At 74.0% G+C, this 12,711-nt stretch carries 13 protein-coding genes; 4 read left to right on the top strand and 9 right to left on the bottom strand.

Annotated features, from left to right (window positions below):
• Positions 1-40: 40 nt before the first annotated feature.
• Positions 41-2,062, top strand: coding sequence for a heavy metal translocating P-type ATPase (locus JT1_RS15795; protein WP_082807719.1), 2,022 nt, complete (start codon positions 41-43; stop codon positions 2,060-2,062).
• 305 nt (positions 2,063-2,367) lie between these two features.
• Here JT1_RS15795 and JT1_RS15790 read toward each other — a convergent pair whose 3' ends face one another.
• Positions 2,368-3,009, bottom strand: a complete 642-nt coding sequence (locus JT1_RS15790) for a VOC family protein (protein ID WP_068328697.1) — start codon at positions 3,007-3,009, stop codon at positions 2,368-2,370.
• A gap of 46 nt (positions 3,010-3,055) precedes the next feature.
• On the bottom strand, positions 3,056-3,862 hold the full coding sequence (locus JT1_RS15785) for a TrmH family RNA methyltransferase (protein WP_068328695.1): 807 nt from the start codon (positions 3,860-3,862) through the stop codon (positions 3,056-3,058).
• 30 nt (positions 3,863-3,892) lie between these two features.
• On the opposite strand from JT1_RS15785, the gene JT1_RS15780 reads away from it, so the two are divergent.
• A complete protein-coding gene (locus JT1_RS15780) occupies positions 3,893-4,606 on the top strand; it encodes a phosphatase PAP2 family protein (RefSeq protein WP_169702037.1) in 714 nt (237 codons plus the stop codon).
• Here JT1_RS15780 and JT1_RS15775 read toward each other — a convergent pair.
• The 6 genes from JT1_RS15775 to JT1_RS15750 form a co-directional block, all read right to left on the bottom strand.
• A complete protein-coding gene (locus tag JT1_RS15775; RefSeq protein WP_255218342.1) occupies positions 4,533-5,357 on the bottom strand; it encodes a DUF1206 domain-containing protein in 825 nt (274 codons plus the stop codon). The genes JT1_RS15780 and JT1_RS15775 overlap by 74 nt on opposite strands.
• 35 nt (positions 5,358-5,392) lie before the next feature.
• Positions 5,393-6,184, bottom strand: a complete 792-nt coding sequence (locus tag JT1_RS15770; protein ID WP_068328689.1) for an HAD family hydrolase — start codon at positions 6,182-6,184, stop codon at positions 5,393-5,395.
• Between the two features lie 67 nt (positions 6,185-6,251).
• Positions 6,252-7,028, bottom strand: a complete 777-nt coding sequence (locus JT1_RS15765) for a siderophore-interacting protein (protein ID WP_245634789.1) — start codon at positions 7,026-7,028, stop codon at positions 6,252-6,254.
• A 68-nt stretch (positions 7,029-7,096) separates the two neighbouring features.
• Positions 7,097-7,651, bottom strand: coding sequence for an orotate phosphoribosyltransferase (pyrE, locus tag JT1_RS15760; RefSeq protein ID WP_068328686.1), 555 nt, complete (start codon positions 7,649-7,651; stop codon positions 7,097-7,099).
• A gap of 25 nt (positions 7,652-7,676) precedes the next feature.
• Positions 7,677-8,450, bottom strand: coding sequence for an SDR family NAD(P)-dependent oxidoreductase (locus tag JT1_RS15755; RefSeq protein ID WP_068328683.1), 774 nt, complete (start codon positions 8,448-8,450; stop codon positions 7,677-7,679).
• On the bottom strand, positions 8,447-9,223 hold the full coding sequence (locus JT1_RS15750) for a dienelactone hydrolase family protein (protein ID WP_068328680.1): 777 nt from the start codon (positions 9,221-9,223) through the stop codon (positions 8,447-8,449). The genes JT1_RS15755 and JT1_RS15750 overlap by 4 nt, the downstream gene beginning before the upstream one ends.
• 65 nt (positions 9,224-9,288) lie before the next feature.
• Between JT1_RS15750 and JT1_RS15745 the strand changes: the two genes are divergently transcribed.
• Positions 9,289-10,092: an exodeoxyribonuclease III gene (locus tag JT1_RS15745; RefSeq protein WP_068328677.1), complete on the top strand. Its 804-nt coding sequence runs from the start codon at positions 9,289-9,291 to the stop codon at positions 10,090-10,092.
• Positions 10,089-10,967 carry an alpha/beta fold hydrolase gene (locus tag JT1_RS15740; RefSeq protein ID WP_068328673.1) on the top strand — a complete coding sequence of 293 codons (879 nt, stop codon included), beginning with the start codon at positions 10,089-10,091 and terminating at the stop codon, positions 10,965-10,967. The genes JT1_RS15745 and JT1_RS15740 overlap by 4 nt, the downstream gene beginning before the upstream one ends.
• On the opposite strand, the gene JT1_RS15735 is transcribed toward JT1_RS15740, so the two are convergent.
• The gene (locus JT1_RS15735) at positions 10,929-12,710 is read right to left on the bottom strand and encodes an MFS transporter (protein WP_082807716.1); all 1,782 of its coding nucleotides are present in this window, start codon (positions 12,708-12,710) and stop codon (positions 10,929-10,931) included. The genes JT1_RS15740 and JT1_RS15735 overlap by 39 nt on opposite strands.
• Position 12,711 lies beyond the last annotated feature (1 nt).

Here is a 12,711-nt window from a genome sequence, read left to right as displayed (position 1 = left end):
GCCTCCCTCGGGAGCCACCCGCCGGACGGGACAATGAGGCATGAGCACCACGACCACCCCCCGCCCCGAGGCCGACGTCGAGCCGGCCACCGGGGACGAGGGCAGCATCGCGCCCGGCCCCCGACTCGCTCCCCCGACGCACACCGCGCTCGAGGGCACCGACCTGCAACGGCGCACCGCCGTGGCCGTCGTGCTCTCGCTCGCCGTCGTCGTCCTCGCACTCGGGCCGTGGGACGGGCCGGCCATCCCGTGGGTCCAGTGGCTGCTCGCCACCCCGGTCATCGGCTGGGCCGCCTGGCCGCTGCACCGAGCCGCGGTCCTCGCCGCCCGCCGCCGCAGCACCACCACCGACACCCTCTCGAGCCTGGGTGTCGTCCTCGCCTGGCTGTGGTCCACGGTCACCCTGCTGACTGGCGCCGGAGCAGAGGCCACCTACTTCTTCGCTCCGGCCGCCGTCGTCACCGCCTGCCTCCTCGTCGGCCGCTGGGTCGAGGCCCGGGCCATGGACGCGGCCCGGGCGGACCTCGACGAGCTCACCGGGCTGGGCGCCGACGGGGTCGCCGTGCAGCGCATCGACTCCCGCACCCGGGCGACGACCGAGGTCCTCCTGCCGCTCGGCGACCTGCGGGTCGGCGACCACTTCATCGTCCGGCCCGGCGAGCGGGTCGCCACCGACGGCGTCGTCGTCGACGGCACGAGCTCGATCGACACCTCCTTGCTCACCGGCAGCACGGTCCCGCTCGACGTCCGCAGCGGGGACCACGTCGACGCCGGCACGGTCAACACCTCCGGCCGCCTCGTCGTCGAGGTCACGGCGCTCGGCGCCGACACCACCCACGCCGAGATCGTGCGCCGCGTCGAGCGGGCGCAGACCGGGTCGTCCGACGCACAGCGGCTCGCCGACCGGGGCGCCTCGGCGCTCGTGCCCGCCGTCCTTGGCCTCGCCGTGCTGGCCTTCTTCGGCTGGTGGGTCGGCAGCGGCTCGACGGTGACCGCGCTCGGCGTCGCCGTCGCCGTCCTCGTCATCGCCTGCCCCCTCGCGCTCGCCCTGGCGACCCCGGCGGCCGTGCTCGTCGGCACGACCCGCGGCGCCCAGCGCGGCATCCTCGTCGCCGGCCCGCACGTCCTCGACGGGGTCGGTCGCATCGACACCCTCGTCCTCGACAAGACCGGCACGATCACCACCGGCGACGCCCAGGTGACCGACCTCGCCGCCGCCCCCGGCCTGCATCCCGCCGCTGTCCTCACCGCGGCCGCGGCGGTCGAGTCCGGCAGCGACCACCCCATCGCGCGGGCGATCGTGCGCCGGGCGCAGGACCAGGGCATCAAGATCCCCGTGGTCCGCGACTTCGAGGCGCTGCCCGGCTCCGGTGCCGTCGCGTCGATCAAGGACACCCGCGTCACGGTCGGCCGGGCCGACCTCTTCGACGAGGTGCCGGCCGAGCTCGCAACGCTCGAGCGTCCCGGGACGACGGTCTTCGTCGGCTGGGGCGGCACCGCCCGCGGCGCGCTCACCGTCGCCGACCCGGTGCGCGACTCGTCCGGGGACGCCCTGCGCTCCCTGCGCGCCGCCGGTCTGGAGATCTGGCTCGTGAGCGGCGACAACGCGCACAACGCCACCGAGATCGCGGCGAAGGTCGGCATCGAGCCCGAGCACGTCATCGCCGACGTGCGCCCGCAGGACAAGCACGACGAGATCGCCCGGCTCCAGGAGGCCGGCCGGGTCGTCGCCGTCGTCGGTGACGGCAGCCACGACGGCACCGCCATCGAGCGGGCCGACCTCGGCCTCGCCCTCGGCACTGGCGCCCCGTTGGCTGCGGACTCGGCCGACATCGTCCTCGTCCACGGTGACCTCGAGTCCGTGCCGCGGGCGGTCGCGCTCACCCGGCGTACCCACACCGTGAGCCGGCACAACGTGCTCTTCGCGATCGGCTACAACGTCGTCGCGCTCCTGCTCGCGCTCACCGGTCTGGTCCCGCCGGTCGTCGCCGGTGCACTGACCGCGGTGGCGTCGGTCGCGGTGGTGCTCAGCTCCCTTCGCCTGCGGCGCGCTGCCGACTGACCCGAGACGAACGTCGGCCCGGGTACGCCCCCTGCGGGTACCCGGGCCGACGCGTGACCGGCAGAGGTGTCACACCTCCGCCCGCCACGCCTCCCTGTAGAGAGCGAGCCGCGGGTCTGCATGAGCGGCCGCCGGTGGATCCGCTCGGCGACGAGACGCATCGGCTGCAGGATCGCGGAGAAGGGGGGCACCCAGCCGGGTACGTCGGCCACCGTCCCCGAGAGGGGGGCAGGCGACGAACCACGCGGCGATGAGCTTGCTGAGGAGCGACTCGCCGACGTGGTCGAGCCGGGAGGCCACGGTGGTCAGAGGGTGACCGGACCGCCGGGGGTGTTGAAGGTGACCGACATCAGGCCCGGCGTGCCGTGCGGCGCGACGAACTCGAAGTCGATGACGGAGGAGGTCTCCTCGGGCGGCAGGCCACCGAGCCAGTCGGTGACGCGCGCCGGGTCGCCGGCGATCATCAGCGCGGAGATGGTCACCTCGGTCTCGGCCTCGGCCGAGGGGTGCGGGGAGTCGTCGTTCCACTTGACGAAGAAGGGCAGCTGCGGGTCGGCGAGGGTGCCCTTGATGCCGATCTGCTTCCAGGTGAACTCGCGGCCGTCGGCGAGGCGACGGTTACCGTCGACGGCCGGGCGGTCGAGGCGCGCCTCGACGGCCTCGAGGTCGTCGTCGACCCGGATGACCCAGCCCATCCAGCCACCACCGGCCTCGGAGCGGGCACGGACGACCTGGCCGAAGGGGGCCTTGTCGGAGCTCGGGTGGTCGAGGACCCCGACGACCTCGACGTAGCGCTCGTGGGCGAGCGGCAGGATCATGTTGCGCGTGCCGAAGCGCGGGTGGATACCCCCGTCGACGGGGGTCACGCCCAGTGCCTCGCCCAGACGCTGGGCCGTGGCCTTGACACCGGACTTGTCTGCTGCAAAGGAGACATGGTCGACGCGCATGCAGGCATCGTGACACAGGCCGCACCCGGGCCAGTAATCGGGGTGGTCAGACCCGTCGCTGGCGGACCGCCTCGTAGACGACGACGGCAGCAGAGGTGGCGACGTTGAGCGAGTTGGCGCGTCCGACCATGGGGATGCGGACGCGGTGGCGGGCACCGGCGAGGGCGGTGTCGGTGAGACCGTACTTCTCCGAACCCACCGCCAGCGCCACGGGACCGGTGAGGTCGACGTCGGTGTGCTCGACGTCGGTGTCGGGCGTCGTGGCGACGACCCCGATGTCGCGCTCGGCGAGCCACGCGAGGGCGTCGTGCGTGCTCGCGGCGGCGACCGGCACGGAGAAGACGGTGCCCTTGCTCGACCGGATGACGTTGGGGTTGCCCCAGTCCGTCACCGGGTCCGCGGAGATGACGAGGGAGACGCCGGCCGCGTCGGCGGTGCGCAGCATCGCGCCCAGGTTGCCTGGCTTCTCGACGCCCTCGCACAGCAGGACGAGCGCGCCGTCGGGCAGGTCGACCTCGTCGAGCCGGAGGCCTGGTGCGGGCACCTTGGCGAGGATGCCGTCGGGCCCCTCCCGGTAGGCGACCTTCTCGAAGGCGGCGCGCCCCAGCTCCACGACCTCGGCGCCGGCGGCGCGGGCGCCCTCGACGAGCGCGGCGCCGACGGAGGGGTCGAGCATGAGCTCGGGGCAGTGGAAGAGCGCGATCGGCGCGACCCCGGCGTCCAGCGCGAGGGTGGTCTCCTCGAGGCCCTCGACGAGGGTCGTGCCGGTGCTCTCACGGGCACGACGGCGCCGGAGCGTGACGAGGTCCTTGAGCCGCTGGTTGGCCGGGGAGGTGATGACGAGATCGGACATGGCGGGACAAGCATGCCCCACAATCGGGTGGTGCCTGCCGACCACCACCCCACGTCTCTGCGTGCCGTGGCCGCCCTCGTGACGATGACGCTCATCATGCTCTGCGTCGCGGCCCTCGGTCGCTGGGTGCTCATCCCGTCCGGGTGGGCACGGCGGATGGACGAAGGGGGCCTGGCTGCGGGCACCGACCTCGTCCTCTCGGCGCCGTGGCTGGCCGATGTCGCGCAGGTGTGGTCCGACCTCAGCGGTCCGTGGGTCGTGCACCCGCTCGTCATCGCCGTCACCCTCGTCCTCATCGCACGGGGCTGCGTCGGGCGCTGGGCGCTCGTCGTGCCCGCGATCGGGCTCGTCGGCTGGGGGCTCGGCGCCCTGTGCAAGGAGGTCGTGCAACGGGCCCGGCCCGAGGACGCGGTCGTCGCCTTCGGCAGCTGGTCGTACCCGAGCGGGCACGCGAACAACGCGGCCCTCGGCGCGGTGCTGCTCGTGGCACTCCTGGCGACCGTGCGGACCGCATGGATCCGTTGGGGCGCCACGGCGCTGGTCGTCCTGGGCGCCCTGCTGACCGCGGTCGACCGGATCGTCCTGGGGGTGCACTACGTGACCGACGTGAGCGCCGGACTGCTCCTCGGCACGGCCACGGCCCTGACGGGCCTGGCCGTCCTGCGCCCGCTCAGATCCGCTGGTGACGCGCCCGCGCGAAGCAGTACAGGCCGAAGGCGACGAGGCCGAGGGCCGCGGCGGTGAGCAGGTACGGGCCGAAGGGCTGGTCGCGCAGGGACTTCAGCGCGCCGTCCAGGCCGGTGGCCTCCTCCGACTGCTCCTGCACGGCCGCGATGATGAAGAAGACGCCGACGAGGGCGAGGACGGCCCCCTTCGCCGGGTAGCCGATCATGCCGAGCGTGCGCGCCACGGTGCCCGGGTCCTCCTCGAGGTCCTTGATGAAACGCTGCGTCACGCCCTTGTACACGTGGTACCCGCCGACCGCGATGATCCCGACGCCGAGCGCACCGACGAGCCACCGCCCGGCCGGCTGCTGCATGAGGCTCGCGGTGACATCCTGCGAGGACTGCTCGCTCGACGACGAGGAGCCCGAGCCGAGCGCGAACTTCAGCGCCGTGAAGGCCAGCGCTCCGTAGACGACGGCCTTGCCGACGGCCTTGAGCCGGTCGCCGACGCCCCCGTCACCGAGTGCGGGCGCGACGGCCACGGCCAGCTGCCAGAGGGCGAGCGCGACGAGGCCGATGACGACGACCCACATGAGCACGACGCCACCGGGGTTGCTCGCGAGCGAGGCGAGCGCGCCGGACTGGTCGGCCTGCCCGCCGCCACCGCCCCACGCGACGCGACCGGCGGTGTAGCCGATGACGATGTGCAGGACGCCGGAGACGACGAAGCCGACGCGGGCGAGGGCTTCGAGGGCGGGGTGGTCGCCCACGGTTCGGGCGGTGTCCCGGGCAGCGTCACGGGCGTCGTCGAGGTCTCGGGTGCGGCTCACCTGCCAATCATGCCCCTCCGCCGGACCCGGAGGGTTCAGGCGAGGGGGCGAAGGGCGTGCGCCAGCCCGTCCTCGTCGACGGACCCCGTGGTCTCGTCCGCGGCATCGACGACCTCGGGCGGCGCACCGCCCATGGCGACCCCGCGTGCCGCCCACCGGAGCATCTCGAGGTCGTTGCGCTGGTCCCCCGCGGCGAAGGTCAGGTGCGGCTCGACGCCGAGGCGACGGCGCACGAGCTCGAGCGCGGACCCCTTGGACACACCCTCGGGCGCGAGGTCGAGCCAGGCGGTGTAGCCGACGGCGTAGCTCACGCCGTGCAGACCGATCCGCTCGACGAGCTCGAGGAAGTCCTCGCTCGCCGCGTCGGGGTCGTGGAAGGTCACGCGGGTCGTCGGCCGGTCGACGAGCTGCTCGAAGGGGACGACGACCTGCTCGCCCTGGAGCACGCCCTCGGGGTAGGGGCGGGCGACCTTGAATCCCACGCCCACCTCCTCCACCGCGACGAGGATGTGCGGGGCGTGCTCCATGACGAGCGTGAGCGCCGCGCGCGGGTCGAAGGTCACCGTGTCGGCGATCCGATAACCCTGCGGCGCAGCGGGATCCAGCTCGAGGGTGACCGCGCCGTTGGAGCAGATCGCCCACCCGTGCGAGAGACCGAGCAGGTCGAGGACCGGGGTCGTCGCCAGGACGGAGCGGCCCGTCGAGACGACGATGTGGTGCCCCGCGTCGGCGACCGCGCGGATCGCGTCGCGGGTGGCCGGACGCAGCTCGCCGGCGTGGGTCAGGATCGTGCCGTCGACATCCAGGGCGACGAGGTGCGGCTCCATGTCGCGCAGGCTACCCGCCGCCCGCCCCGCCCCCGGAGGAGGTCGCGAAGCAACCATCTCGAAGGGCTCAGACGCGTGCGGCACCGAGCTTCCAGTAGCCGGAGAAGGTGATCGCGCGCCTGTCCATGCCGACCTCCTGCACGAGATGGCGCCGCAGGGAGGTCGCCAGCCCCGACTCGCCGCACAGCCACGCGTGGTCCAGGTCCGCGGTCGAGACGGGGGTGGCGACGAGTGCGGTGAGGACCGCGGTCCCGGGGGCGGCGTCCCCGCGCTCGTGGACCGTGACCCGGGCCGGGACGTCGAGGCCGCCCAGGACCTCGGCGGAGGGGACCTCGACGTGCGCCTCGATGTCGGCGCCGAGGCCTGGCAGGCCGCGACGGTCGCGCTCCTCGAGGATCGCGAGCAGCGCGGGCACCGCGGTCTCGTCGGCGACGAGCAGCTGGCGCGCGTGCTCGAAGCTGGAGTAGAGCGCTCCCCCGGAGCGGAAAGCGGCCCTGTCGCCGACCTGGGCGGCCGTCGCCCATGCGGAGCCCGGGCCGGAGTCGCCGTGCGTGACGATGTCGACGTCGATCTCGTGGACATCGCGACGCAGCGCGCGCACCGTGTACCAGCGCAGCCCGGGCTGCTCGTCCTCGGGCATCTCGCTGATCGCAGCCCGCACGTTGCTGCACGCGGGATCGGGCAGGTGCAGCCGGCCGTCGACACCGGGGACGAGCAGACCGAAGTACTCGTCGGGGCCGACCAGTCGGTGGTCGCGCAGCTGCGGCGCGGACAACGTGATCCGGCGCACCACGGGGTTGAGGTCCGTGACGGCGACGACCGTCACCTCGAACTGCGACTCCACCTTCGGCTCTCCTCGTGCGACCGGGACGGGTTGGTGAGGCGACCCTAACCTAGTCGTGGAGCACGGGGTCAGGCGAGCCCGAGCTCCTCGAGCCCGAAGACGTGGCGGTACTCGAGGCCGGCCTCGGCGAACCTCTCCGCCGCACCGGTCGCGCGATCGGCGATCGTCGCGACGGCGACGACCTCGGCGCCCGCCTCGCGGGCGGCGGTGGCTGCCTCGAGCGGCGAGCTCCCGGTCGTCGAGGTGTCCTCGACGACCAGGACGCGCCGCCCGGCGATCGACGGGCCCTCGATGCGCTGCTGCAGGCCGTGCGCCTTGCCCGCCTTGCGCACGACGAAGGCGTCCAGGCGCTCCCCCTTCGCCGCCGTGGCGTGGAGCATCGACGTGGCGACCGGGTCGGCACCGAGGGTGAGCCCACCGACGGCGTCGAAGTCGAGGTCCTCGACGAGGTCGAGCATGACGCGGCCGACGAGCGGGGAGGCCTCGCCGTCGAGGGTGATGCGGCGCAGGTCGACGTAGTAGTCGGCCTCCGCGCCGGAGGACAGCGTCACGCGTCCGTGGACGATGGCCTTGTCCTTGACGATCTCGAGCAGGCGGGCGCGGTCGGCAGCGATGTCAGTCACGCCTGCCAGTTTAGGTCGACCGTCGTCAGTGGGTGTCCTTGCGATGCAGCGCGGTGACGCGCGGGTTGCGCAGGAGCACCCGGGGCAGGTGGCGGACGAGCGCGACGACGGCCTTGTACTGCGGGCTCGGCACGGAGACGACGCGACCCCGCTCCGAGTCGGCGAGCGCCGCGCGCACGAGGTCGCTCGCGTCGAGCCAGAAGGGACCGGACCGGGTGCCCTTGTCGATCCCGGCGCGCTCGTGGAACTCGGTGCGCACGTAGCCGGGCAGGAGCGCGGTGACGCGGACCCCCTTCGGCCGCAGCTGTGCCGCGATGGACTCCGTGAAGGTCGTCACCCAGGCCTTGGCCGCGGCGTACGTGCCGCTCGTCAGGTGGCCGGCGACGGATGAGACGTTGATGATCCGGCCGTGCCCGCGCGCGACCATGGCGCCGGCTGCCGCGTGGCTGAGGACGAGCACCGCGCGCACGAGCACGTCGAGCAGGCGCTCCTCGTCCTCGACGTCGGTGTCGACGAAGGGGGTCCCCAGCCCGTACCCCGCGTTGTTGACGAGCAGGTCGACGGGCCGGTCGGCGGCGCGCAGCCGCTCGGCGACCCGCTCCAGCTGGGCACGGTCGGACAGGTCGGCCGCGAGCACCTCGGCGTGCACCCCGTGCGCCTCGCCCAGCTCGGTGGCGAGGTCGTGCAGCCGCGCGGTGTCGCGGGCGACGAGGACGAGGTCGTGACCCTGCGCGGCCAGCTGGACCGCGAACTCGCGGCCGATGCCGGCCGTGGCACCGGTGACGAGGGCGGTGCTCATGCGTGCTCTCCCCCGGCGTGCAGGGTCCGCGCGAAGAGCTCCTCGAGCTCGGCGAAGTGCCGCTCGGCGCCCGCCTCCTGGTAGCTCGACGTGTCGCTCATCGTGAAGCCGTGCGGGGCGTCGGGGTAGATCGCGGTCTGCGCCTGCAGGCCGTGCTCCGCGAGCGCCGCGTCGAGCCGCTCGACCATCTCCGGCGGCATCGTGCCGTCGCGGTCGGCGTGCCCGTAGACGAAGGCCGCCCGCGCGCTCCCCAGCGACAGGTGCGGGCTGTCGGGCCCGTCGGAGGCGACGTGCGCCCCGTGGAAGCCACCGCAGGCCGCGATGCTCGGGTCGACGCAGGCAGCCCGGGCCGCGTGCTTGGCCCCCATGCAGTACCCCGTGGTCCCGATCGGGCCCTCGGCGACGCCGGGCAGGGCGCGCAGCGCGGCGACGAAGGGGGCGACGTCCGCCTCGGTGCGCTCCTTCGTCAGCTCGGCGACACGCGGCAGGCTCAGCTGACCGTAGGTCGCCCGCTGCTCGGGGTCGGTCAGGTCGGTACCTGCAGGGGGCGACATCTCTGCCGCAGAGCCGAGCCGGTAGAAGGTGTTGGGCGCCAGCACGATGTAGCCCCACGAGGCGATGCGGTCGGCCATCTCCTCGATGCGGGGCCGCAGCCCGATGGCGTCCATCCACAGCAGGACGCCGGGGTACGTGCCGTCCGCGTCGGGCCGGGCGACGACCGCCTCGGCCGTGCCGTCGGCAGCGGGGATCTCGACGAGGGGTCGCATGGCCATGGGCCCATGGTGTCAGGCCGCGCTCACCCGCGGGGCAGGCCAAGGCGCCCGACTAGGGTGGCGCCGTGCGTATCGCGACCTGGAACGTCAACTCCATCCGCTCCCGCGTCGACCGCGTCGAGGCCTGGCTGCAGCGCAGCGACGTCGACGTGCTCGCCATCCAGGAGACCAAGGCCAAGGAGGAGCAGTTCCCCTTCGACCGCTTCACCGCCCTGGGCTACGAGGTCGCCCACCACGGCCTCAACCAGTGGAACGGCGTGGCGATCCTCTCCAGGGTCGGCCTGCAGGACGTCTCGATCGGGTTCGACGGTGACCCCGGGTTCGGCGATCCGCTCGCGCCCGAGGCGCGCTCGATCGGCGCGACGTGCGGGGGCGTGCGCGTGTGGTCGCTCTACGTCCCCAACGGCCGCACCCTCGACGACCCGCACATGGCCTACAAGCTCTCCTGGCTCGAGCAGCTGCGGCAGCGCGCGAGCGAGTGGAGCGCCGACGGGACCCCGACGGCGCTGTGCGGCGACTGGAACGTCGCGCCGCAGGACGAGGACGTGTGGTCGATGGCGTACTTCGCCGACAAGACCCACGTCTCGCCGCCGGAGCGGGCCGCCTTCAACGCCTTCCTCGAGTCCGGCTTCGTCGACGTCGTCCGTCCCCACACCCCCGGGCCGGGTACCTACACCTACTGGGACTACCAGCAGCTCGCCTTCCCCAAGAAGCGCGGCATGCGCATCGACTTCATCCTCGGGTCGCCGTCCTTCGCCGACCGCGTCACGGGCGCCTCCATCGACCGCGAGGAGCGCAAGGGCAAGGGCGCGAGCGACCACGCGCCGGTCATCGTCGGGCTCGACGGCGACCCGGGGAGCCCTGCGTGACCTCGACGGCCCGTCGCCTCACGGTCGCCGCCCCCGACGGGGCGCTCATCGCGGTCCTCGACCACCCGGCCGCCGGCGGCCGCCCCGAGGGCCCGACGCTCGTCCTCGCCCACGGCTGGTGCTCGACGACCGAGGTGTGGGAACCGGTCGTCGCCGAGCTGCAGCGCCGGCGCCCCCACCTGAGGGTCATCACCTACGACCAGCCGGGCCACGGCCGGTCGACGCCGGGCCGGGACCGCCGCGTCTCCCTCCTGGACCTCGGGGTCACGCTGCGTGAGGTCATCGCGGAGACCGCGCCGGAGGGCGATGTCGTCCTCGGTGGCCACTCGATGGGCGGCATGACGATCATGGCGATGGCCCAGGTCGACCCCGAGCTGGTGCGCCGCCGCGTCCGTGGCGTCGCCCTGGTCGGCACCGCCGCGCACCTCGACCGGCGGGCGATCCGGGGCGAGGCCCTCGCCATGGGGCTGCTCGGCCGTCTGCCGGCCAAGGCCCGCGGGCTGCCCTCCACGGCGCGGCTCACGGCAGCCAACCTCTTCGGTCCGGACCCCGACCCGGTCGCCGTGCGGACGACGATGCGGATGACCACGCGCACCCGGGCCAATGTCGTCTCCGACTGGCACCGCGCGATCGGCGAGCTCGACTTCCGCAAGCACCTCGCCCCCTTCGCGGACGTGCGCACGGTCGTCGTGACGGGCGGGATGGACCGGCTCACCCCGGTCTCCGCCGGCCGGCGGCTGGCCGCCGGCATCCCGGGGGCCGACTTCTGGATGGTGCCGCGCACCGGCCACATGGTCCTGCTCGAGGTCCCTGCGGTGGTCGCCGACAAGATCGAGCTACTCCTCGACGCCGAACCCGCGCGCCAACGAGCCTGAGCCCTCGCGCCGCCGGATGCCGAGGAAGACGAAGGCGAGCAGCGCGCCCACCGCGGCGGCACCGGCGGCCCCGACGAAGACCGTGTGCACCTGCAGCAGCGCGGCGTCGAGCAGCGCCCGGCCGCTCGTCTGCTGCTCGCGCGGCAGCGCCTCGACGGCCGCGTAGTAGCGGTGCAGGCCGACACCGGTGAGCAGCGCGAGCCCGACGACCATCCCGACCATGCGGGCGACGACCACGAGGCTCGAGGCGGTGCCGTGGACGTCCTGGGGCGAGTCCGCGAGCGCGGCGTCGTTGACCGGCGCGAGCGCCATGCCGAGCCCGAGCCCGACGAGCGCGAGGGTGAGGGTCGAGGTGAGCTCGGCGAGCGACCCGCGCTCCCAGCCCGACATGAGCAGCAGCCCGACGGCGGCGAGGGTGAGCCCGACGCCGGCGGCCAGACCGTCGCCGACCCAGCGCAGCACCCACCCACCGAGGAGGGCGCCGACCGGGACGGCGACGAGGAACTTCACGAGCTCCATCGCCGCGTCGGTCTGCGAGCCCTCCGTCGTCAGGCGGGAGAAGAGCGGCACGTCGACGACGACCGCGACGAGGGCCACCCCCACGGCGAGCGAGACGAGCAGCGACCAGCCCGTGCGGCCGCGGACCGTGCCCCGCGGGACGAGCGGCGCTCCGGCCGTGCGGTGCCGGACGACGTAGAGCAGCACGGCGACGACCGCGACGGGCAGCAGCGCGTAGCCGAGCGGGCCGACGACCTCGCTCTCCGGGTCCGCCGAGCTGAAGGTGAGCACGACACTCCCGAGTGCCGTCCCGAGGAGCAGCGCGCCCGGGAGGTCGCTGTCGCGCAGCGGCGCCCACCAGAGGCGGGCGGTGCGGACGAGCAGGAGCACGGCGAGGGCCGCGGTCAGCGCACCGACCGGCGTGAGCACCCGGCGGTCGCCGACGAAGGGGACGAACGGCACCCCGAGGTAGACGTCCGTGGCGAGCACCGCGGGGGCCGCGAGCGTCAGCCAGAGCAGGCCGACGGTGACGACCCCGAGGACGACCGTCCCAGTACGCCTCCCCCGCTCCCTGCCCGCAGCCGGACTCCCCCGCTCCCTGAGGAGGCCGCCCGCAGCCGGACTCCCCCGCTCCCTGAGGAGGCCGCCCGCGGCCGTCTCGAAGGGCGCCACCCGGGTGATCGACGCGATCGCGACCCAGAGGACCAGGCCGAGCACGACGTTGAGCCAGAAGATCGCCCGCCAGTCCGCGACGGCGAGGACCGCTGCCCCGAGCAGGGGGCCGAGGACCGAGCCGAGCTCCTGGACCGCGCCGACGACGCCGAGCGGCATCCCCCGGCGTCCCGGCGGCCAGAGGTCCGCGACGAGCGCGAGGGTCGCTGGGACGAGGCCGCCTCCGCCGACGCCCTGGACGACGCGGCCGGCGACGAGCACGTCGAGGTCGACCGCGAGCGCGGTGATGCCTGAGCCGACGACGAAGACGGCGAGGCAGCCGAGGAGGATCCGCGATCGGCTCACGACGTCGGCGAGGCGCCCGATGAGGGGCAGGGCCGCGACGTAGCCGAGGAGGAAGCCCGAGATGATCGGTGCGGCGCGCTGGAGGTTGTCCAGGCCGAGGCCGACGCCGTTCATCATGTCGGTCAGCGCGAGGACGACGACGTAGGTGTCCGCGGCGGCGAGCGCGACCGCCGTCGAGGCGAGCGCGAGCAGGGCCCGGGGGCTGCGCCCGGGGACGTCGAGCGTCACG

Origin of the sequence: Janibacter terrae NBRC 107853 (assembly GCF_001591405.1) — a bacterium.
GTDB classification, from domain to species: domain Bacteria; phylum Actinomycetota; class Actinomycetes; order Actinomycetales; family Dermatophilaceae; genus Janibacter; species Janibacter terrae.
This window is presented reverse-complemented; position numbering and strand designations above follow the sequence as displayed.

Excerpts from the sequence above, each read along its gene's own strand:
- JT1_RS15795 (WP_082807719.1), top strand. The coding sequence starts at position 41 with ATGAGCACCACGACCACCCCCCGCCCCGAGGCCGACGTCGAGCCGGCC.
- JT1_RS15755 (WP_068328683.1), bottom strand. The coding sequence starts at position 8,450 with ATGAGCACCGCCCTCGTCACCGGTGCCACGGCCGGCATCGGCCGCGAG.
- JT1_RS15785 (WP_068328695.1), bottom strand. The coding sequence starts at position 3,862 with ATGTCCGATCTCGTCATCACCTCCCCGGCCAACCAGCGGCTCAAGGAC.
- JT1_RS15750 (WP_068328680.1), bottom strand. The coding sequence starts at position 9,223 with ATGGCCATGCGACCCCTCGTCGAGATCCCCGCTGCCGACGGCACGGCC.
- JT1_RS15790 (WP_068328697.1), bottom strand. The coding sequence starts at position 3,009 with ATGCGCGTCGACCATGTCTCCTTTGCAGCAGACAAGTCCGGTGTCAAG.
- JT1_RS15770 (WP_068328689.1), bottom strand. The coding sequence starts at position 6,184 with ATGGAGCCGCACCTCGTCGCCCTGGATGTCGACGGCACGATCCTGACC.